Below are 19485 nucleotides of genomic sequence, written 5' to 3'. Positions count from 1 at the left end.
AAACGAGAGCTTAACAGGCTGTAGATTTACTTTTCCAGCCGGTAGCGAACTCCGTGGTAAATGATGCCGTCATCCAGGACACAATCCGGGTGTTCCCGAACAGTTTCCAGATCACCTAAGCCATCATAGGTGTAACAGTGGCCGTCTTCGGTCTTGATCCATTCCGGATAGATCTCTTCATTGAAGGATGCGAACTGAGGACCTTTCTCAATGATCTCGGGGAAGGGAAGTATGGTGTCCGGGGAGTCCATCAGCCTATAGCAAACCAGTCCCAGAATGATGGAAGCGGCGAGGGCAATAATGTAGTCACCGTCCTGTGATGAGCCAATGATTATGACCATCAGGATGGCGGGAGTGATGAGTCGATGAAACTGCTGCATAGTTATTTTTATCCCTTGCTGATGACAAACGTCTCATTCAGTCATGAGGGTGGCAGATCGCTGCCTGATAACAATGCATCTTAAGGTGGTTTATCTCAAATATTTTCTACCTCCGTAAGAGTTTTTGTGATGCCTGTGCCCTGTTTCGCAGGGAATATTATCGAGTGGTTACACAAAGTCAGGAATCATGGAGCCCTTGTAGGCATCCTGCTCATCCGTCGAACAGCTGATAGTACCGTGGGCCTGATTGCTCATCAGCTTCTGGAACTCGGTTCTGTGCATACGGATCAGCTCACGATGATTACCGGCTTCGATATAGATATCGGTCACCGTATCCAGATCACTGTCGCAGGCGGTCATCATGCCCCAGGGTTGTCCCATGGCGGGAATGGCTCCGGGTTCGCAATCGGAGAACAGATTGCCGAGAGAGTTTTCCTCAACCAGCCGAAGATGCCTGTCCAGGCTCTGGTTCAGCCAGTTCAGCATCAGTTTATTGCTGGCCGGGAGGGCGGCAAGTACCAGACCTTCGTCATCTTTCAGAATGACAGCTTTGGCCATGGAGTGTGAAGGTATACAGGCGCTGTGTGCGGTGTTCAGTGCGCCTTCCGAATAGGGGTGGGAGATGACGTCATACTGGATATTATTTTTATCCAGAAAGCTCGTCAGGCGTTTTGCAATCGTCATATACAGCTCTCAAGACTGGCAAACGTCCAAAGTAGTATATGCAAATATAAAGGAGTTGTAGCTATATTCCAGAAAATCATACCCCGGATGGCTCCGGGGTATGATTTTTTTCTGCTACAGGTTCAGATCAGTGTGAATCAGAAGACTTTGGAGGATCGATCACATCAGCCAGATGGTCGAGTTCCTTCTTGGTTCTTTCACGCATGGCCTGAATGATGCGATACAGCACCGGCGTCAGCAGCGTACCGATAATGGTGGCAGCCAGCATACCGCAGAACACGGTGGTACCCAGGGATACACGGCTGGCGGCACCAGGGCCGGTGGAGATCAGCAGTGGCAGGATACCCAGTACAAACGACAGGGCCGTCATCATTACCGCGCGGAAACGCAGACGGGCTGCTGTCTCGGCGGCCTGCTCAATGCTGAGACCACTGCTGCGCTGTTCCATGGCGAATTCCACAATCAGGATCGCCGTCTTCGCGGCAATACCGATCAGCAGCACCATACCGATCTGGGCATAAATGTTGTTCACCATGCCCAGAACCGTCAGACCCAGAACCGCACCAAAGATGGCGATCGGCACCGAAGCGATAACGGCGAACGGAATGTTCCAGCTCTCGTACTGTGCCACCAGGAACAGGTACACAAACAGGATGGCCAGCGCAAACAGAAGTGGTGCCAGGTTACCGGCTTCAATTTCCTGCAGACTCTGACCAGCCCACTGGAAGGTGTAACCATCCGGCAGACGGGTAGAGAGTTCTTCCATAACCTTGATCGCGTCACCGGAGCTGTAGCCCGGTGCTGCCTGACCACTGATGGACACAGAGCGGTACAGGTTGAAGTGGTTGATGGACGTAGGGCCCAGAACCGGTGTCAGCGTCACCACTGTGGACAGTGGCACCATCTCATTAGAGCGGTTGCGCACGTAGTAGTGGTTCAGGTCTTCCGGTTCACCACGGTACTCACTTTCGGCCTGCAGGATTACCTGGTAGCTCTTGCCAAGACGGGTAAAGTCGTTGACGTAGAGCGAGCCCAGCTGGGTTTGCAGCGTCATGAAGATATCACTCAGGTTGATACCCATGGCCATGGCTTTTTCGCGGTCCACATCCAGATAGAACTGCGGCACGTCAGCACGGTAGGTGCTGTAAACCTGTGCGAGTTCCGGCTGCTGGTTGGCTTCATAGATCAGGCCGTTGGCTACCTGAGCCAGATCCTGAACGCTGCGGCCCATGGTGTCCTGCAGACGGAAGTCGAAACCACCGGAGTTACCCAGGCCCGGGATCGGCGGCATTTCAAATACCATGATCTGTGCTTCAGGCAGTGCCCACAGCGTACCCTGCAGACGCTGGGCGATAGCACCGATCTGGGTTTCTGGTGTGGTTCGGTCTTCCCAGGTATCCAGAACCGCAATACCCAGAGCGTTGTTAGAACCGGCACCGGCCAGAATACTGAAACCGGAAACACTGATGAAACCTTTCACGCCAGGCATGCCCTGAACGATCGGGGTAATCTGGTCGATCACTTCATCGGTACGGTTAACAGACGCGGCATCAGGCAGCTGGATGTTAACAAACAGGAAGCCCTGATCTTCGTTTGGTACGAAGCCGCTTGGCAGTTCCTTCAGCATAAAGCCGGCAGCTGCCAGCAGTACCAGGAACAGAATACCGATACGGGCTGCACGCTGAATCATCCAGCCGACAGCGGCCGTATAACCTTTGGTGGAACCCTGAATCAGACGTTCAAACGGACGCAGCCAGCCGGCATGAGACATCTTGCCCGGCTTCAGCAGGGTGGCACAGAGGGCCGGGCTGAGCGTCAGAGCGTTGATGGAGGAGATACATACCGCAACGGAGATAGTGACCGAGAACTGCTTGTACAGGGTACCGGTAATACCCGGCATAAAGCCGACCGGAACGAATACTGCCAGCAGTACCAGCGTAGTTGCGATAACCGCACCGGTTACCTCGGACATGGTCTGCTTGGTCGCTTCGACCGGTGTCATGCCTTCCGAGATATGTCGCTCAACGTTCTCGATAACTACGATGGCATCATCCACCACGATACCGATCGCCATCACCAGACCGAACAGGGAGATGGTATTGATGGAGTACCCGAGAATGTTCATTACCGCGAAGGTACCGATCAACGACACCGGAATGGCGATGGACGGAATCAATGTCATCCGCCAGTTCTGCAGGAACAGGAACACCACCAGAATAACCAGAGCCACAGCCTGATACAGAGTGGTGGTCACTTCCTCGATGGAGCGGGAAATGAACTCGGTGGTATCAAAGAGGATGTTCTGCTCAAGACCTTTCGGGAAGCTCTTGGCCATTTCATCCATCTGGGTGTACACACGCTCGGCAACCTGGGTCGCGTTAGCGGTTGGTGACTGATAGATAACGATAAACGCCGTCGGGCTGCCATCCAGTTCGGCGCGGCCGGAATAGGTCTGGGAGCCTAGCTGGATTTCGGCAACATCCTTCAGACGGATAACAGAACCATCAGTCTTGGCGCGCAGAATGGTATTACCAAACTCTTCCGGGGTCTGCAGACGACCCTGGGTCTGAATGGTGTATTCAAACTGCTGATCTTTTGGCGTTGGGCCCTGACCTAGTTTACCGGCGGCGATGATCACGTTCTGGCTTTCCAGAGTGCCGGTGATATCGCTGACAGTAATACCCAGTGCGCTCATCTTGGTTGGCTGCAGCCAGATGCGCATGCTGTAGTTCATGGCACCCATAACCTCGACCTTACTTACGCCGTCGATACGGGCAAGGGAGTCTTTGAGATAGTTCGAGGCATAGTTGCTCAGGAACATCTCATCAAAGGTGCCGTCGGATGAGTACAGGTTGATACCCATCAGCATGTTGGAGGACTGAGCCTTAACCGTGACACCCTGCTGACGCACAGAGCTTGGCAAGGTTGGTTCGGCGATAGCCACCCGGTTCTGCACGTTAACCTGAGCTAGGTTGACGTCCACACCCGGTTTAAAGGTTACCGTGATCGAAGCCGCGCCGTCATCGGTGGCCGAAGCCTCCATGTAGATCATGTCTTCGACACCATTCACCTGCTCCTCAATCGGATTGATGATGGTCTCTTCGACAACCTGGGCACTGGCCCCCGGATAGACGGCGGTAATCTGCACCGATGGCGGTGCGATTTCCGGATACATGTTCACCGGCAGGGTGAACAGCGACAGCAGGCCGGCCAGTGTTATCACTATCGAGATAACAAAGGCAAACTTGGGTCGGTTAATAAAGAAATGACCAATACTCATTACTGAGCACCTTTCTTGCTGCTGTCAGGGGCGGATGCGGCGCTAGCCACAGCAGTCAGGGTTCCGGTCTTGGTGTCCACATCCATCAGCTGTGGATTGACGACCACACCCGGACGCACTTTCTGCAGACCGGAGACAATAATCTTCTCTCCGGCGTTCAGACCGGATTTCACCACCCACATCGGACCAATGCGACGGCCGAGCTCAACCAGACGGGTTTCCACCTTGTTCTCAGCAGTGACGACCAGAACAAAACGACCCTGCATGTTTTCCTGAACAGAGAACTGAGGGATCAGCGGCATTTCTGTTTTGTGCTCACTTTCCACGATCAGGGTGACGTACATGCCTGGCAGCAGCAGCTCCTTCGGGTTCGGGAAGGTGGTGCGCATATCAACAGTACCGGTGGTTTCTTCAACTTTTACGTCGGCGAAATCAAAGGTGCCCGGCTCGGAGTAAAGGGTGCCGTTTGGCAGTCTGATCTGGGTCGTAAAGGTCTGCTCAGGTGCACCGCTGGACTGAGCCTGGTGATAGTCGAGCAGAGTCTTTTCGTTAATCTGGAAGTTAACGTACATCGGGTTGGTTTTGATCAGCTCAGCCAGTGGTTCGCTGCTTGGGCCAACCAGGTTGCCGATGCTGTAGGTCTCTTTACCAATCTGACCGGAGAACGGTGCGAAGATCTTGGTGTAGGAGAGATTGATGTTGGCTGTTTTCAGCTGAGCCTTGGCCACTTCCATGGCTGCGTTAGCCTGAGCGGCCTTGGTCTTCAAATTGTCCAGATCGGATTGGCTGATAAAACCACCTTTGCTGGCCAGCTCGCGACCACGCTTCAGATCGGCATTGGCACGAATCAGCTCAGCTTCCGCACTGCTCACGGAGGCTTTGGCCTGGCTCAGGGAGGCTTCAAACGGAGCCGGGTCAATGCTGAACAGAAGCTGACCTTCGTTCACGCTTTCCCCTTCAAGGAAGTTTCTTTTCTGCAGGTAGCCTTCTACACGGGCACGCAGATCCACGGTCTCGCTCGCTTCAGTCCGGGCGGAAAATTCCTGGTAAGCACCTACCGGTTCCATTTCTACAGCAACCACCGATACCGATGGCGGTGGCATGGCACCACGGCCTGCGTCCTGGTTTTCAGAGCAACCGGTGAGCGCAGTCAGTACTACCGCTGTTGCCAGTGCGGACAGCGGGAATTTTTTGGATTTCCACATAACAGTTCTCATATCTGGAGTTAACCTCCTGAACGTCTCTCAGGGCCAGGAGGGCGATATCATCCAATCAATCCGCTTTTGTTCTGGTGTAACGCGGTAGCAGGGATAACCTGCACCGGTAAACACCGGATGAATTGTAGTTATTTATGGGAATAAACCCGGCCTTGAAAGGGAGACCGAGACAGGGATGCATAATCTCTCGAGGCTACGGTAATCACTGGGGGTAGTCTAGGCCAGCTTTTACGGTTTTCCTGTTGGTAAATACGTAATGATTTTTGCGTGCCAATCCTTACCGTTTGCGTTGTGGTCCCTTACGACGCATGTTGTCTTGATTTTGAAGCGGCTGATAAAGCTGACACTGGTCAATAGAGTCTCCGGTTGACAGACTCTTTACGAAATCTAGAGGCACGCAAAAGATAGTCCGCATAAAATGTACAGGCGTTATATGTGCATGTTTTATAAGACTTGGGCCGGATTTTTTAACCTGCTATCTCCTCGAACCTCTGTGTGAAGTACCTGAACAATGATCGATGTTCTCCTGGTCGATGATGATCTCGAGCTCTGCGAGCTTCTGGTCGAATTTTTGCGGACTGAAAGTTTTCAGGTTTCTGCAGTACATAACGGTGTAGATGGTGCTGAGGCTGCACTCAGTGGTCAGTTCAGCATGGTATTGCTGGATGTGACCCTGCCGCGCCTGAACGGTTTCGATGTGCTGCGTACTATTCGTCACAAGTCGAATATTCCGGTCATTATGCTGACTGCCCGCGGTGATGATGTAGACCGTATTGTCGGTCTGGAGATCGGTGCGGATGATTATCTGGCCAAGCCGTTCAACCACCGCGAACTGGTTGCTCGTATGAAGGCGATCATGCGTCGTATGCGCATGCCGGAAGAGGGTGAGCGCGGTCGCCGCCGTCAGCTGCAGATCGATGACCTGGTGCTGAACCTGGCCAACCACGAAGTACTGCGTTCCGGTCAGGCCGTTGATGTGACCGCGACGGAATTTACTGTTCTGAAAACGCTGGTGGAAAAAGCCGGTGAGCTGGTGACCCGTGAAGAGCTCACTCAGCTGGCTTTGAACCGTCGTCTGACCCTGCATGATCGTGCCATCGATATGCATGTCAGCAACCTGCGCCGCAAGATCGGCAGCAAGCCGGATAATCGTCCACGCCTGAAGACCGTTCGCGGTGCCGGCTATTTCTATATTGTTGACTGATACTCAGACTGTCTGAGTTCTTAGGTTCCCGGCTTTGCCGGGAATTGTGAATTTTCATGTTCGATAGACACTCCCCGCATATCTGTACGCTTGCCAGTCATCTTGGCGGTGTGCAGAGCTTTACCCAAAAAGTCATTATGTGGTTCACCCTGTCAGCTTTGTTGCTGTTGGGGGCATTGCTGGTGGCCATTTCTGTGACCGTTGCGCCATACCATGAGCTGCCGACGCGCAACGTGCTGATTGGCGTTCTGGATGACTTTTCCGATGAACTCAAGCATGAAATCAGCCTTGGGACTCTGATACCAACGGCCGTGAAAATTGTTCAGGATGAACATGCCCTGCCGGGCAATGCCCGGGTGGTGATTACCAGTGATACTGGATTGTGGCTGGGTGTTGACCCGTCATCGGTGTCCTACACACTGAAAATGACCCAACTGTTGCTGCGCAGTCCGGATACCACCGTCGTAACCAGCGGAAACCTGACCGGTGTTGGTCCGGTCGCGGTGAAGTATGGTGACCTGAATCTCAAAGTGATGATGATCTGGCAGCGTAAGGTCATGCTGTGGGAGCGCCTGTTCGATATTCTGCAAACCTACCCGGTTCTGATCCTGATCTCTCTGATCGGTAGTGCCTGTTTCTGTGTGTTGCTGGCGATCATGTTGCGGCCTCTGCAGGTTGTGCAGGCTCGGGTGCGGGAGATCGCCACCGGTGATTTCCAGACGCGTCTGCCGGAACCTCTGACTCGCCGTGGCGATGAGATAGGTGAACTCTGTCGTGATTTTAATGCCATGGCGGAACGGCTGCAGGTCATTGTGCAGAGTAAGGAGCGTTTGCTGCGCGACGTGTCCCATGAATTACGTACACCGTTGACCCGCCTGCAGCTGGCACTGGCACTGGCCCGCTCCAAGGCTGGCGATCGGGCTGAGACTGAACATGGACGTATGGAACGGGATATTAATCACCTGAACGCAATGATCGGCCAGATTCTGGTCTGGTCGCGGATGGTGAACACCTCTTCAATTCGCTCCAAATCCTGGTTCCCGCTGGATCAGGCTATTCAGGAGTTGGTGGATGATGCCGACTTTGAAGCGGAAGCCAACCTGCGCTCGGTGCGTCTGGTGGCCTGTCAGCCATGTATGTTCTTTGGTGATCGGGACTGGCTGGTCAGCGCTGTAGAAAATCTGGTGCGTAATGCTATTCGCTTTACCCCCGAAGATGGTGTGGTTGAAGTCAGCCTGCGCAAGAGTGGTGATCGGGTCGAGATTGCTGTGCGGGATTATGGTCCGGGTGTGCCGGAGGATACGGTTGAGCAGTTGTTTGAGCCGTTCTACCGTGTCGATGAAACCCGCGGTGGTGATAACCGGGGAACAGGCCTCGGTCTGGCCATTGCCCGGGCGGCGGTTAAAGGACATGGCGGAACCATTGTGGCGAGGAATGAAGAGCCGGGTCTGTTAATGCTGATTACTCTGCCAGTGACGGGTAACTAAGATTTCCTCAATCCGTGTTTTGTAAGGCCGGATAAGCTCAATTGATGGAGTTTATCCGGCCTTTGCTGTTTTTAGGAGGCAAGCCGGTATACTGCTTTCCGATAACGATGGATGTTGGTCCGGTGAGGTGGTTGTGAATCAACCCTGGCCTGTCAGTGCCGCAGAGGCCCGAAAAGTGCAAGAGCTGTTGCGTGCCGATGTGATTGTTGCTCCGCTGCCTGCAATGCCCGAATTTGTGGCAGGTGTTGATGTCGGTTTTGAAAAGCAGGGTGATGGCTCTGTTTTAACCCGTGGGGTGATAACGGTTCATCGCTGGCCCTCTCTGGAGCTGGTTGAGTACACCATTGCCCGTGTGCCCACGACATTTCCCTATATTCCCGGTTTTCTCTCCTTTCGCGAGTGTCCCGCTGTACTAAAAGCGTGGGAGCAGCTCACTACTAAACCCGGTTTGTTATTCTGTGATGGGCAGGGCATGGCTCACCCTCGGCGCTTTGGTGTGGCCTGTCATCTCGGCGTATTACTTGATGTGCCTGCGATTGGGGTTGCCAAGAGTCGGCTGATCGGCAGGCATGATGATGTGGCTGCAATGAAAGGATCGACCACACCGTTGCTGGATGGTGATGAGGTGATCGGTACGGTTCTGCGCAGTAGAAACAATGTGAAACCGCTCTATATCTCGGTTGGACATCGGGTGACTTTGGATCAGGCCGTGGAGCTGGTTGACGGGGCCTGTCGGGGCTATCGTTTGCCGGAGCCAACACGCTGGGCGGATGGTATTGCCTCCCGGCGATCGGGTATCCTGAAAAAACTTCCTGAATGGAATCTTGAAAACAGCTAATTATTGGGTGCAGCCAATGGGTCAGTTTCGGAACTTTGCGTGTTTGTCGGGTGTGAGCCGATTTTTTATCGGGTGTGCGTTAGCCCTGTTTCTGGCTGGGTGTGGTGAGTCTAAGCAGCAGGCGGTTTCCCAACAGGATTTTCAGGCGCTGGTGCAGCAGGGTTTCCCTTCACCTCAGATTGTTGCCGTGAATCTTCCGGCCACGGCCCGTGCCAGCCTTTATCTGGAAACACCCGAGGTCACATTTGGTGATAGTCGCAGTCGGGTTGACTGGGTCATTCCCGGAACTGTTGATATTGATTTTGCCGGGCAGGTGTCGTCCGGAAAGATGTCTATCGTGCTGGAAGGCAGCTCAATGCTGACTATAAATCCATCTGAGGGATTGGTCTTTCTGGATAAGGCAGAGATTGCCGGCAAGGATATTGCCGTAGAATCCAATCTGGTACAGATGCTGGTGCTGGATGCTTTGGCCAAAATGGTGGCTGAAAACCTGAATGGGCTGCTGTTGATGTCGGTACCGGAACAGTCGCCTTTGTCTGAGTTTCTGGCGGAGCATCAACAGCAATCAATCAGCTATCAGATTGAGCCTGAGCAGATTGTTTTTGAAGTTAAAGCCGAGGCAAAACAGGGCGAAGCTAAACCGGGTGAAGCTGGGCCCTGATTCGTTTTTGTAGCCTGCGCCGTAGTTCCCGCTCACTGCGTACCGGACCTGCGGCCATGTAGCTGTCGATAAAGTGTTGTCGCTCGTCCTGAGTAAAATCTATCGAGTGGCGCAGATAGCATTCCAGATCCTTAAAGCGCATACGTTTTTTGAGAGGATCACGGCGCACTTTTTCCAGATCAATCAGAATGATCTCCGGCTCATTATTTTCAAAGCGTACAAATACATGGTTGGGGTAGAGGCAGTAATGGGCCAGACCCTGTCGATGCATTTGCCAGACTTCCTCCGCCAGCTTTTTCTTGGCCGCCAGAATTTTCTGTTTGTCACCTGTCGCCTGTAGCGCAAACATATCCTGATAATCATCCAGCGCCAGAGTAATCAATATGGCCTGATGGTTTCCGTCTTTGATTCTCTCCCCGTAATACACCGGAGTAAGAGTGGGAATATTGTGTTTTTTGAAGAGTTGGATGCTGTTCAGTTCCCGACGGTAGGTGGGTACACCGTGGATAGGGTGAATGGCGGTACGGGTATTGTGATTTTCCTGCCGTTTCATAAATAGGCGGGGAGCGCTGCTGTCAGGCAGTTCCAGTCGTGAAACCCCGCTCCAGCCGTTTCGCCTTTTATTAGGTTCTTCAATCCAGTTCTCTTCACTGTTCCAGAGAGCGTCAAAGGAGTCCAGTTGATGGGCCTTCAGGGCAGACTCAATCTGGTTGTCGAAAAACGTACTGATGTCGGGGAAGAGCAGGGACATTTTATTGTTGTTTTATATCTTTTCAGTGGATTGTTGCCAGCGTAAACGAGTGACCGGCAGGCGAATAAATAAAGGAATCAGAATCACATAGATGCCCTGGCCAGCCATATCGGCCACCAGATCATCTAATGCAAAGGTACGCAAAGGGTGGAAGCTTTGGGCTATTTCTATGGCCAGTCCGTAGGCGGTGAGGCCAATAAATTTCTTCCAGCTCCAGCCGGTATTGGGGAAAGCGGTATCGACAAGGGCGGCCAGAGAGAAAAAGGCGCCAGCATGCAGAACCTTGTCACCAAGGCTGGCCATCGGAACCTGCTCCGGTGGAATCAGGGCCAGCGTGGTAATGATAATAATCAGGGTAGGGAGCAGAATGCGGGCCAGTGACACCAGACGTTGATGGGTAAGATAGGCATCAATCAGTTGTGGTGAAGATGTCTGGGATTGGTTTACTGCCGGTTCCATGAAGTTAAATCTGTGCCTGCCGAGTATTGTCATTTGTAGTAGCAGGCACAAACTTACACAGGTTTCTTCGGGAATGCCATTCCTGACAGCGTTCTTACAGAGCTGGCGTTGCCCGCTGCAGCAGATCGCTCACCTTCACGGATGATGGCAGGGTGCCATAAGTCAGTGACGGCTGTTCCCCAAGTCGGCCAGCGGCAAAGGCTTCGGCGACCTGACTGTTGCCATCCAGTAGAACATTCGCCTGCAGGCACAAAGCCATATCCTCAACAATGCCACGGGCACCAAACTCCAGTTCCGCCGGGTTGCTGGCCAGACGATTCATGGAGGAGGTCAGGCGATCCAGTCTGCGATCCAGTCGGCTTTCTATGCCCCGGTTACGGTTCAATTCTGTAAACAGAGCTTCCAGAGTTTCCGGCTGACGATTCAGGGCGCGCAGAACATCCAGGCACTGGACGTTGCCGCTGCCTTCCCAGATGGAGTTGACCGGCGCTTCCCGATACAGACGAGGCAGAATGGTTTCTTCAACATAACCGGCACCGCCGAGGCACTCCTGTGACTCGTTGATATGCGCAGGCGCACGTTTGCAGATCCAGTATTTACCAATGGCTACAGCAATACGGGAGAACAGTTGTTCCTGTTTATCGTGCTGGTTGTCCAGAGCACGGGCAACGCGCAGAGTCATGGCCATAGCCGCTTCGCTTTCAATCGCCAGGTCCGCCAGAACATTCTGCATCAATGGCTGTTGAGCCAGCGGCTTGCCAAAGACTTCGCGGTACTGGCAATGGTGAGTGGCCTGAGCCACGGCCTGACGCATCAGGGCAGAAGAACCCACCATGCAGTCGAAACGAGTCATCGCCACCATGGTAATGATGGTGGCAACACCGCGACCTTCTTCTCCCAGCATCCAGGCCTCGGCATTGCGGAACTCCACTTCACTCGACGCGTTGGCCTTGTTGCCCAGTTTGTCCTTCAGGCGCTGCACTTCCATAGTGTTCTTGCTGCCATCCTGTCGCCAGCGCGGCATCAGAAAACAGCTCAATCCTTTCTCGGTCTGAGCCAGGGTCAGGAAGGCATCGCACATGGGAGCGGAGCAGAACCATTTGTGGCCAACAATATCGTACAGCTGGCCGGGACCGGGCTTGTTACGAGGGGTGGCGCGGGAGGTGTTCGCTCTAACATCGGTACCGCCCTGCTTCTCGGTCATGGCCATGCCAATGGTGACACCCTGTTTTTCAAACCAGGGCTTGTTGCTTGGGTCGTACACATTGGCAGTGACTTTCGGCAGCCAGAGTTCGGCAACATCCGGCTGCAGCTGAATGGCAGGTACGGCGGCGAAAGTCATGGTGAGCGGGCAGCAGTGTCCGGCTTCTACCTGGTTCTGCATATACATCTGGGCAGCGCGGACGACATGTGCACCGGACTGTGGTTGTGTCCACGGACTGGCGTGCAGCCCGTGGCTGATGGCGGAATCCATCAGCTGGTGGTAGGCCGGGTGGAACTTGACCAGATCAACGCGGTGTCCGAAGCGATCATGGCTGTGGAAAACCGGCAGGTTCTCATTGGCCAGAAAGCCTGCCTCAAACAGTTCACCACCGGCAATAGCACCATACTTTTGCGTCTCAGCCTCACCCCAGCTTCCACCTTCACGATGCAGGGCATCCTGCAGGGCCTTATCGGAGCTGTAAAGATTCCAGTTGTTCAGCTCGGGAACCTGATTGAATACTTCATGGGTTTGCTCAATGGCACGCTGTTCACTTGAGGATTGAGATGTGGCACGGAATTGGGAAGTCATTGGATCATACCGCCTCGTTATTATAAGGGCATTATAAGAGGTAGCTGTCCGATCGGCTGTGGGATTTTCTTCCAGAATGACTGGCGTAGAAAGCGTTGTAGCTGGCAGTAGGTGTGCCAGCTTTTTTGCGTATCAGATGCTTCAGTCCAGACCAAGATTCATGGCAATGACCTTCTTGATGGCAAAGCCCAGCACTCCAAAACCCAGGGTGAAGAACAGGATAAATGTGCCAAACTTTCCGGCTTTGTGCTTGCGGGCGATATCCCAGACGATAAATCCCATAAACAGGATGAGGGCGGGAATCAGCAAGGTCAGCATCAGGCTTTCAAACTCGGCAATATCCACTACGTACTCCGGTTATTGTTCTAATCAGCATGATTTTATGGGCGGGATTATATCGGCTGAAGGATGTGTATGCATTTTTCTGTCAGTTGGGCGTTACCGGGTGACAGAAAAGGTCAGTGGTTTCCAGTTGTAGGATATGATTCAGGCTGCTGTGTCATGATCTGTTGATAACAGCCTTATGAAGTTGTCGGGCAGGGAGTGTGGAGTAGTTCACAAAATCAATGCGATTAGGCGCTTGTTGGCACGCTCTGGAGAAGGTGTTGTCAGTTTTGGTCAGGAAAATGCTTTTACCAAAGTAGTTTGTCTAAAAGTGTGTTTGACCATGGGTGACGATGTTCTGAGCGAACATGCCCGAGGATGGGAACGTGTAATTGCAGAAGGAGAGCTGCAATGGAATCCGGGAGCTTTGCTGACCCGGCAGGATGAGATGCGTTTTCTTGAACGCTTCGCGGCCATGATGTGTCTGTATTCACCTGTGGAAAACAGCTTGTTCAGCCGTTACAGCTTTCAGTTTCCTGAATGTGGTGGTGACAGTGTCTCTTACCGGATTGAAGGGGATGGTGTCTTTGCCGGTATCCCAGAAGCCGTTGTAAAAGACAGTGGTATCCGGGTTATGCCCGGTGAGTGCGTGGGTGGTGATGGTCTGTATCTGAAGGTGCCTGGTCGTAACCGGCTGGCGCCTTCCCGTACTCTGCCGTTTATGGCGGGGCTAAAGCGTATTCTGGCAGGGTATCGTAATGAAGAACGACTGTTTCTACCGGTGATTCACCTGGATGATATTCGCGACTTTGAAAGCCGACTGGCAACGGTGGCGATCTATTATGTGGATGGTCAGGGGTTGCAGAACTACGACAGTGGACGCCTTATGCGGCTGGCGGGAACTGTGCAGCAAAAGCTGCACAGTCTGTTCGAGGCCCGAATCGGCTAGCTTTCCAGGCTGATGCCCAGTTCGCTGGTGCCATCATTAATGGCCAGAGTGCGCAAGGCCTTCTTCAGCTCGGCATTGGGCTTACCGGTGCTGAGCAGGCGAATGGCCTCATCCAGAAAGTCCAGATGCTGCAGCATCAGTGGATGTTCATCAATGTACTGATGCAGTTCAACACCGTTCAGTTCCGGCACTTCGATCTGGGAAATAAACCGACCAATAGTGGATAGTGTCAGCTTGGCATTGCAGGTGGCATCGTCCACTGAAGGTTCCATGGCACAGTGGACAGCTGTCGTCAGCGCAACAATCGCATCCAGGGCCGGATACACACCATACATATCAAACTGCTGAACATCCGGAGTCTGCTCTTCAAGGCGCTCCAGCAGTCGCTCAAAGTTTTTGGCTGACTGCTGGCCGGCAATAAAGTCCCAAAGCATGTTCAGGGTGTGGGTTAGCTCGGCGGTGTCGCCAAATTCTGTCACATCGGAGAACAGGGCATAGTTTGGCAGGCTGCGTTGTGCAGTTGCCGTGCAGAATGCCGTGAGCTGCCAGGGTTTGAAGTCGGCTAGAGCCTTGCCCAGCCCCGCCATTACTTTTGGGTTAATCAACAAACTTCTCCTGCTTAGGCCCGGGACATGAACTTGCCGGTTTCAGTGTTAATTTTGATCATCTCACCCTGTTCCAGATATTCCGGAACCTGCACTTCCAGACCTGTTGGCGTGCGGGCTGGCTTGGTGCGGGCGGAGGCGCTGGCACCTTTGATCGCCGGAGAGGTTTCAACCACTTCCATAATGACGGACTGCGGCAGCTCGATCGCCAGAGGCTGTTCATCAACAATCAGCAGGGTGATGCCTTCCATGCCGTCCAGCAGGTATTCCAGCTGACCTTCGAGCTCTTCTTCACCCAGGCTGTACTGGCTGTAGTCTTCGCTGTCCATAAAGGTGAACAGGTTGTCGTCCCGGTACAGGAAGGAGGCTTCACGACGTTGCAGAGGTACGGATGGGAACTGGTCGTTGGCGGTGTAAGAACCTTCCAGCTTCCGGCCGCCTGGTACCTGATTGAAGCGGATCTTGTAGAGGGTTGAGGCGCCACGGGAGGATGGGCTTTTGGCTTCAAAGGTTCTGACCTGATAGTACTGGCCGTTGATCTCGACAATCTGGCCTTTTTTCAGTTCATTGGCTGCTGGCATAGCGCTGATGTTCTCGGTCTATACGAAAAGTGCGGATTATAAAGGATAAACGGAGTCTGTTGACGTTCGGCGTGCGAAGCCACCTTAATTAACGTCAACAGAACTGATCTTATGCGGCCCGGAGTTGCGGCAGGGTGTCCGGATGGAGAGCCAGCAGGCGCTCGAAGGATTGGTGTCCCTGGGCAATCAAAACCAGATTGATGCCCAGCTCTTCGGCCACTTCAAAGTCGTGGTCGGTATCGCCAATCAAAATGGTTTCCGCTGGGGCGATACCGGAGTTGCGGATCAGCTCCTGTCCGCGGGCAATCTTGGATGCGGCACGCATATTGTCCAGACCGTAGATATGGTTGAAGCAGCAGGTCAGGCCGTGTTCTTCGACACCTTGCTTGAGCAGGTTTTCTGGTGCGGCCGACAGGATGGACTGAGTCCAGCTGCCCTGGGCAATCTGGCGCACCACTTCCTGAGCTTCTTGATGCAGGGTGATGTCTTTACGCAGATCACTGTAGATCTCGTTGAAGCGCAGGCAGAGCTGGTCGAACGGGATGACGTCTTCGTTCAGACCAATATCGGTATAGAAGTCGATGACCGGATGACAGAACTTGTCCCGATACTGCTCCAGAGTGAGAGGAGCAAAGCCCTGCTCGGTCAGCAGCTCGTTGACTACGGTCATGGTATGGAAGGCATCGTCAATCAGGGTGCCGTTCCAGTCCCAGATAATATGTTTATAGGCGTTGAGCTTGTTGAGCAAAGTCAGCATGGTTAAACCAGTGTCTTGTATAAGGTCTGTGGTCAGTTTGCTGGCTGACACAATGAGAGGCAATCGGAATTGCCGCACGTCTTCTCTCGGAAAGTTGCATTGTGTCGTATTTCGGTTTTACGAGGTTGACTCGCGGAAGGGCTGTCCCTATAGTTCGCAGCCTCATGACGGAGCGACCGTAGCTCAGCTGGATAGAGTACCTGGCTACGAACCAGGCGGTCGGAGGTTCGAATCCTCCCGGTCGCGCCATTTTATGGCGTTAGCCGTTATGAAAGATAGATGTTTGATGATTTATGCGACCGTAGCTCAGCTGGATAGAGTACCTGGCTACGAACCAGGCGGTCGGAGGTTCGAATCCTCCCGGTCGCGCCATATTTTGTTTTTGTATTGTTGTTTTTGCGCGACCGTAGCTCAGCTGGATAGAGTACCTGGCTACGAACCAGGCGGTCGGAGGTTCGAATCCTCCCGGTCGCGCCATATTTTGTTTTTGTATTGTTGTTTTTGCGCGACCGTAGCTCAGCTGGATAGAGTACCTGGCTACGAACCAGGCGGTCGGAGGTTCGAATCCTCCCGGTCGCGCCATTTTTTTATCTCAATACCCCTCCCTTTTCTTTATTGAGTAAGCCAGCGCTACCTATTTGCGCTGGCTTTTTTGTATCTGTCGTTTTTGTTGAAATGATGATTCCTGGAAAATGTGCGGACAACACGGTTGACTCGGAAAGGGTGAATCTCTATAGTTTGCCGCCGTTGAAAGGGCGACCGTAGCTCAGCTGGATAGAGTACCTGGCTACGAACCAGGCGGTCGGAGGTTCGAATCCTCCCGGTCGCGCCATCTCAACGCTGCTTTATATTTTATGTGCGACCGTAGCTCAGCTGGATAGAGTACCTGGCTACGAACCAGGCGGTCGGAGGTTCGAATCCTCCCGGTCGCGCCATAAATTTTCTTCTGCGAAGCTTCATCTTCGCCATCGGTCAGCGTCTTATGTTGGCTGCCTCGTTTCAAAGTGAGCTTATTATTAGGCTCTTTCTGCCATTTCCTTATTTATGAAAGCTCGTTAAACTCGTTTCATAAAAAAAAGGGATATGGAAAACATGACCCAGCAAAACCTCCATGCCACGGATTCTTCGGTACTCCGTCAGGCCATGATGGGCGGACAAATGCTGTTCGTTGCCTTCGGCGCTCTCGTTCTTGTTCCCATTCTGACCGGCCTTGATGCCAACGTTGCCTTCTTTACTGCCGGTGTCGGCACCCTGATTTTTCAGCTGGTGACCCGCCGTCAGGTGCCTATTTTCCTGGCTTCCTCTTTCGCCTTTATCGCACCAATTACCTACGGTGTCAGCACCTGGGGCATCGCTTCTACCATGGGGGGGCTGGTGGCTGCCGGTCTTCTCTACGTTACGCTGAGTCTGCTGGTGCGCGTGCGCGGCAGCGGTGTGCTTTACCGTTTGTTCCCGCCTGTCGTTGTAGGTCCGGTGATTATGGTGATTGGTCTGGGGCTGGCTGGTGCGGCTGTGGATATGGTGAACGGTACCGCGAATAAGTCGATTGATCCTGATACCTCGCTTCTGATTGCCGGTATTTCTCTGCTGGCCACACTGGTAACGGCTGTGTTTGCCAAGGGGCTGCTCAAGCTGATTCCTATTCTGGTGGGTGTCACCACCGGTTATCTGGTGTCCATGGCTTTTGGTGTGGTTGATTTTGGCAGCTTCCACAAAGCTGCCTGGCTGGCCATGCCGAATTTCACCACGCCGGAATTCAATATGAACGCCATTCTGTTCATGATTCCGGTCGCGATTGCTCCGGCGATTGAACATATCGGTGACATGCTGGCCATCAGCTCGGTGACTGGTAAGGACTACCTGAAAAAGCCTGGTCTTCAGAACACCCTGCTGGGTGATGGTCTGGCAACCTCCTTCGCCTCTTTCCTCGGTGGTCCACCTAACACCACTTACTCGGAAGTGACCGGTGCAGTCATGCTGACCAAGGCCTACAACCCGGTGATTATGACCTGGGCTGCCGGTATCGCTATCTGTGTTGCCTTTATCGGTAAGGTCGGTGGTTTCCTGGGTACCATTCCTACACCGGTTATGGGTGGCATTATGGTGCTGCTGTTCGGTTCCATTGCGGTGGTTGGTCTGAATACCATGATCAAGGCGCAGGTGGATCTGGCCAAACCTCGTAACCTGGTCATTGTCGGCATGGTTCTGGTGCTGGGTCTGGGTGGCTTGTCTATCGAATTGTATGAAGGTCTGGCTCTGGAAGGTGTGAGCCTGTGTGCCATCCTCGCGGTGATTCTGAATCTGGTTCTGCCTCATGATGAAGGTGAAGATCAGTATACTGGTCGCGAAGTGAAGTAATTCCTTTTATCCGGCACCTGCCTTGCCTCATCCCTTCGGGGCGGGTGCCGGAATATGATCATCCAGTAACTGCAAAAAGCGCTCTACACAAAAATCCGCATTACCTGATTTCTGCAATTCTGTCTCAATCTTCTCCGCTGCGCGTCTCACCGTTCTACGAATAATATCCGTAGTGCTGATATTGGGTTCTCTTGGGAAGGTGGCAAACTTTCCCGCCAATATTGGGCCTGGGTAATACTGCATGCCACGGTTATTCTGGTGGGCGCTGCGCAACAGGTGATTCACCGGTGGGGCGTAGTCTTCCCCGGCCAGCACCAGATCATACCTCTGTGCTTCCATGACTTCGGTGGTGGTAATCAATGGACTGAAGATAACTTCATCCACACCATAAACCCACTCCAGCAGGTTCTTGATCTCTTCACGAGTCAGGATCGGTGCGCGCTTATAACCCTGGCGTTCCTCTTCACTGCCTGACAGGCCAACTGTCAGGTGAACCTGGCTGTCGGGAACCTTGAGTACCTGTCTGGCTTTCTCTCGGGCCTTTTTGATCGAACGCACATGGCCATAGTGAGTGAGGTCGTAGATGCCATCGGTGAATACGCGATAAATATGCGGGCCTGGTGTCTGTGGCTTGCCATTTGCGCAGCTATAGCAGGGGGCGATAGAAACGATAAGAAGCAGTAACGCCCTCTGGAATATCCGCATGTCCTGATGACCTTATTGTTGGTTGGCCGAAAAGGTTAGCAGGAGTTTGGAAATGCGCAGGTTGCAGTGCTATTGAAACTGGCTGAAGTACTCTGCCAGAGTGTTGATGTCTTCGTCCGAGAGGTTGTACGCCATCATGGCCATGGTGGGGTTATTACGCTCCCCGGCGCGATAGGCTTTCAGTTTGGCGATCAGCTCAGCCTTGTTTTGGCCGGCCAGCTTGGGGCCTTTCATGGAAGGGTTGCCCTGACCTTTGGTACCGTGGCAGCTGGCACAGCCCTTCATCTGTACCAGCTGAAGTTGCTGTTCGCGGTTTCCGGAGTTTTCAGGATTGCTCTGAGCATGGGAAAGGGGGCTGGTCATAGCCATCAGGGTCGCTGTCAACAGGAAAGGGGTTGTCAGCCCGGTGAGATATCTGGAAACAGCTTCAATCCTTGCGACCCTGAATGTCAT

General features: G+C 53.2%; 19 protein-coding genes and 6 tRNA genes. 12 read left to right on the top strand and 13 right to left on the bottom strand.

Going from position 1 to position 19485, the window contains the following annotated elements; translation table 11 throughout:
* Positions 1-26: 26 nt before the first annotated feature.
* The 4 genes from EHSB41UT_RS08645 to EHSB41UT_RS08630 form a co-directional block, all read right to left on the bottom strand.
* A complete protein-coding gene (locus EHSB41UT_RS08645; RefSeq protein ID WP_087108778.1) occupies positions 27-380 on the bottom strand; it encodes a hypothetical protein in 354 nt (117 codons plus the stop codon).
* Between the two features lie 168 nt (positions 381-548).
* Positions 549-1064, bottom strand: coding sequence for an aminoacyl-tRNA deacylase (locus EHSB41UT_RS08640; protein WP_087108776.1), 516 nt, complete (start codon positions 1062-1064; stop codon positions 549-551).
* 127 nt (positions 1065-1191) lie between these two features.
* On the bottom strand, positions 1192-4344 hold the full coding sequence (locus EHSB41UT_RS08635; RefSeq protein WP_087108774.1) for an efflux RND transporter permease subunit: 3153 nt from the start codon (positions 4342-4344) through the stop codon (positions 1192-1194).
* Complete coding sequence (locus EHSB41UT_RS08630; protein ID WP_207626595.1) at positions 4344-5561, bottom strand: efflux RND transporter periplasmic adaptor subunit; 1218 nt, start codon at positions 5559-5561, stop codon at positions 4344-4346. The genes EHSB41UT_RS08635 and EHSB41UT_RS08630 overlap by 1 nt, the downstream gene beginning before the upstream one ends.
* A 511-nt stretch (positions 5562-6072) precedes the next feature.
* Here EHSB41UT_RS08630 and EHSB41UT_RS08625 point away from each other — a divergent pair.
* The 4 genes from EHSB41UT_RS08625 to EHSB41UT_RS08610 all read left to right on the top strand — a co-directional run bounded on the left by EHSB41UT_RS08625 (position 6073) and on the right by EHSB41UT_RS08610 (position 9751).
* Positions 6073-6765 (top strand): response regulator, encoded by a 693-nt coding sequence (locus EHSB41UT_RS08625; protein ID WP_087108770.1) that lies wholly within the window; start codon positions 6073-6075, stop codon positions 6763-6765.
* A 56-nt stretch (positions 6766-6821) separates the two neighbouring features.
* Positions 6822-8252 (top strand): ATP-binding protein, encoded by a 1431-nt coding sequence (locus EHSB41UT_RS08620; protein ID WP_087108768.1) that lies wholly within the window; start codon positions 6822-6824, stop codon positions 8250-8252.
* Between the two features lie 133 nt (positions 8253-8385).
* Positions 8386-9090 (top strand): deoxyribonuclease V, encoded by a 705-nt coding sequence (gene nfi / locus EHSB41UT_RS08615; RefSeq protein WP_207626594.1) that lies wholly within the window; start codon positions 8386-8388, stop codon positions 9088-9090.
* 52 nt (positions 9091-9142) lie between these two features.
* Positions 9143-9751, top strand: coding sequence for a hypothetical protein (locus tag EHSB41UT_RS08610; protein ID WP_133060450.1), 609 nt, complete (start codon positions 9143-9145; stop codon positions 9749-9751).
* Here EHSB41UT_RS08610 and EHSB41UT_RS08605 read toward each other — a convergent pair.
* From EHSB41UT_RS08605 to EHSB41UT_RS08590, 4 genes are all read right to left on the bottom strand, one after another.
* Complete coding sequence (locus EHSB41UT_RS08605) at positions 9726-10502, bottom strand: lipopolysaccharide kinase InaA family protein (protein WP_087108763.1); 777 nt, start codon at positions 10500-10502, stop codon at positions 9726-9728. The two genes, EHSB41UT_RS08610 and EHSB41UT_RS08605, sit on opposite strands and share 26 nt — an antisense overlap.
* 12 nt (positions 10503-10514) lie before the next feature.
* Positions 10515-10961: a VanZ family protein gene (locus EHSB41UT_RS08600; protein WP_087108761.1), complete on the bottom strand. Its 447-nt coding sequence runs from the start codon at positions 10959-10961 to the stop codon at positions 10515-10517.
* A 94-nt stretch (positions 10962-11055) separates the two neighbouring features.
* Positions 11056-12753 carry an acyl-CoA dehydrogenase family protein gene (locus EHSB41UT_RS08595; RefSeq protein ID WP_087108759.1) on the bottom strand — a complete coding sequence of 566 codons (1698 nt, stop codon included), beginning with the start codon at positions 12751-12753 and terminating at the stop codon, positions 11056-11058.
* A gap of 141 nt (positions 12754-12894) precedes the next feature.
* A complete protein-coding gene (locus EHSB41UT_RS08590) occupies positions 12895-13098 on the bottom strand; it encodes a DUF2788 domain-containing protein (protein WP_087108757.1) in 204 nt (67 codons plus the stop codon).
* A 322-nt stretch (positions 13099-13420) separates the two neighbouring features.
* On the opposite strand from EHSB41UT_RS08590, the gene EHSB41UT_RS08585 reads away from it, so the two are divergent.
* Positions 13421-14026, top strand: coding sequence for a hypothetical protein (locus tag EHSB41UT_RS08585; RefSeq protein WP_133060449.1), 606 nt, complete (start codon positions 13421-13423; stop codon positions 14024-14026).
* On the opposite strand, the gene EHSB41UT_RS08580 is transcribed toward EHSB41UT_RS08585, so the two are convergent.
* From EHSB41UT_RS08580 to EHSB41UT_RS08570, 3 genes are all read right to left on the bottom strand, one after another.
* Positions 14023-14631 carry a YjaG family protein gene (locus tag EHSB41UT_RS08580; RefSeq protein WP_133060448.1) on the bottom strand — a complete coding sequence of 203 codons (609 nt, stop codon included), beginning with the start codon at positions 14629-14631 and terminating at the stop codon, positions 14023-14025. The two genes, EHSB41UT_RS08585 and EHSB41UT_RS08580, sit on opposite strands and share 4 nt — an antisense overlap.
* Positions 14632-14645: 14 nt before the next feature.
* Complete coding sequence (gene efpL, locus EHSB41UT_RS08575) at positions 14646-15212, bottom strand: elongation factor P-like protein EfpL (RefSeq protein ID WP_087108751.1); 567 nt, start codon at positions 15210-15212, stop codon at positions 14646-14648.
* 109 nt (positions 15213-15321) lie between these two features.
* Complete coding sequence (locus EHSB41UT_RS08570; protein ID WP_087108750.1) at positions 15322-15969, bottom strand: HAD family hydrolase; 648 nt, start codon at positions 15967-15969, stop codon at positions 15322-15324.
* A 172-nt stretch (positions 15970-16141) separates the two neighbouring features.
* On the opposite strand from EHSB41UT_RS08570, the gene EHSB41UT_RS08565 reads away from it, so the two are divergent.
* From EHSB41UT_RS08565 to EHSB41UT_RS08535, 7 genes are all read left to right on the top strand, one after another.
* A tRNA-Arg gene (locus EHSB41UT_RS08565) sits at positions 16142-16218 on the top strand.
* A gap of 46 nt (positions 16219-16264) precedes the next feature.
* Positions 16265-16341 (top strand) — tRNA-Arg (locus EHSB41UT_RS08560).
* Between the two features lie 28 nt (positions 16342-16369).
* Positions 16370-16446 (top strand) — tRNA-Arg (locus EHSB41UT_RS08555).
* Positions 16447-16474: 28 nt separating this feature from the next.
* A tRNA-Arg gene (locus EHSB41UT_RS08550) sits at positions 16475-16551 on the top strand.
* 173 nt (positions 16552-16724) lie between these two features.
* Positions 16725-16801 (top strand) — tRNA-Arg (locus tag EHSB41UT_RS08545).
* A 26-nt stretch (positions 16802-16827) separates the two neighbouring features.
* A tRNA-Arg gene (locus EHSB41UT_RS08540) sits at positions 16828-16904 on the top strand.
* A 148-nt stretch (positions 16905-17052) separates the two neighbouring features.
* Complete coding sequence (locus tag EHSB41UT_RS08535) at positions 17053-18327, top strand: uracil-xanthine permease family protein (protein WP_415837445.1); 1275 nt, start codon at positions 17053-17055, stop codon at positions 18325-18327.
* A gap of 27 nt (positions 18328-18354) precedes the next feature.
* Here the strand turns inward: EHSB41UT_RS08535 and EHSB41UT_RS08530 are convergent, their stop codons facing one another.
* Positions 18355-19032, bottom strand: a complete 678-nt coding sequence (locus EHSB41UT_RS08530) for a nucleotidyl transferase family protein (protein WP_087108748.1) — start codon at positions 19030-19032, stop codon at positions 18355-18357.
* Positions 19033-19101: 69 nt separating this feature from the next.
* Entirely contained in the window at positions 19102-19485 is a 384-nt protein-coding gene (locus tag EHSB41UT_RS08525; RefSeq protein ID WP_087108746.1) for a c-type cytochrome, read from the bottom strand.

Source organism: Parendozoicomonas haliclonae, assembly GCF_900174585.1.
Taxonomy (GTDB): Bacteria; Pseudomonadota; Gammaproteobacteria; order Pseudomonadales; family Endozoicomonadaceae; genus Sansalvadorimonas; species Sansalvadorimonas haliclonae.
Note: the sequence above shows the minus strand (reverse complement) of the source record. Positions and strands in the feature narration are given on the sequence as shown.

Excerpts from the sequence above, each read along its gene's own strand:
- EHSB41UT_RS08645 (WP_087108778.1), bottom strand. The coding sequence starts at position 380 with ATGCAGCAGTTTCATCGACTCATCACTCCCGCCATCCTGATGGTCATA.
- EHSB41UT_RS08640 (WP_087108776.1), bottom strand. The coding sequence starts at position 1,064 with ATGACGATTGCAAAACGCCTGACGAGCTTTCTGGATAAAAATAATATC.
- EHSB41UT_RS08635 (WP_087108774.1), bottom strand. The coding sequence starts at position 4,344 with ATGAGTATTGGTCATTTCTTTATTAACCGACCCAAGTTTGCCTTTGTT.
- EHSB41UT_RS08630 (WP_207626595.1), bottom strand. The coding sequence starts at position 5,561 with ATGAGAACTGTTATGTGGAAATCCAAAAAATTCCCGCTGTCCGCACTG.
- EHSB41UT_RS08625 (WP_087108770.1), top strand. The coding sequence starts at position 6,073 with ATGATCGATGTTCTCCTGGTCGATGATGATCTCGAGCTCTGCGAGCTT.
- EHSB41UT_RS08620 (WP_087108768.1), top strand. The coding sequence starts at position 6,822 with ATGTTCGATAGACACTCCCCGCATATCTGTACGCTTGCCAGTCATCTT.
- EHSB41UT_RS08605 (WP_087108763.1), bottom strand. The coding sequence starts at position 10,502 with ATGTCCCTGCTCTTCCCCGACATCAGTACGTTTTTCGACAACCAGATT.
- EHSB41UT_RS08600 (WP_087108761.1), bottom strand. The coding sequence starts at position 10,961 with ATGGAACCGGCAGTAAACCAATCCCAGACATCTTCACCACAACTGATT.
- EHSB41UT_RS08595 (WP_087108759.1), bottom strand. The coding sequence starts at position 12,753 with ATGACTTCCCAATTCCGTGCCACATCTCAATCCTCAAGTGAACAGCGT.
- EHSB41UT_RS08585 (WP_133060449.1), top strand. The coding sequence starts at position 13,421 with ATGGGTGACGATGTTCTGAGCGAACATGCCCGAGGATGGGAACGTGTA.
- efpL (WP_087108751.1), bottom strand. The coding sequence starts at position 15,212 with ATGCCAGCAGCCAATGAACTGAAAAAAGGCCAGATTGTCGAGATCAAC.
- EHSB41UT_RS08570 (WP_087108750.1), bottom strand. The coding sequence starts at position 15,969 with ATGCTGACTTTGCTCAACAAGCTCAACGCCTATAAACATATTATCTGG.
- EHSB41UT_RS08535 (WP_415837445.1), top strand. The coding sequence starts at position 17,053 with ATGGAAAACATGACCCAGCAAAACCTCCATGCCACGGATTCTTCGGTA.
- EHSB41UT_RS08530 (WP_087108748.1), bottom strand. The coding sequence starts at position 19,032 with ATGCGGATATTCCAGAGGGCGTTACTGCTTCTTATCGTTTCTATCGCC.
- EHSB41UT_RS08525 (WP_087108746.1), bottom strand. The coding sequence starts at position 19,485 with ATGACATTCAGGGTCGCAAGGATTGAAGCTGTTTCCAGATATCTCACC.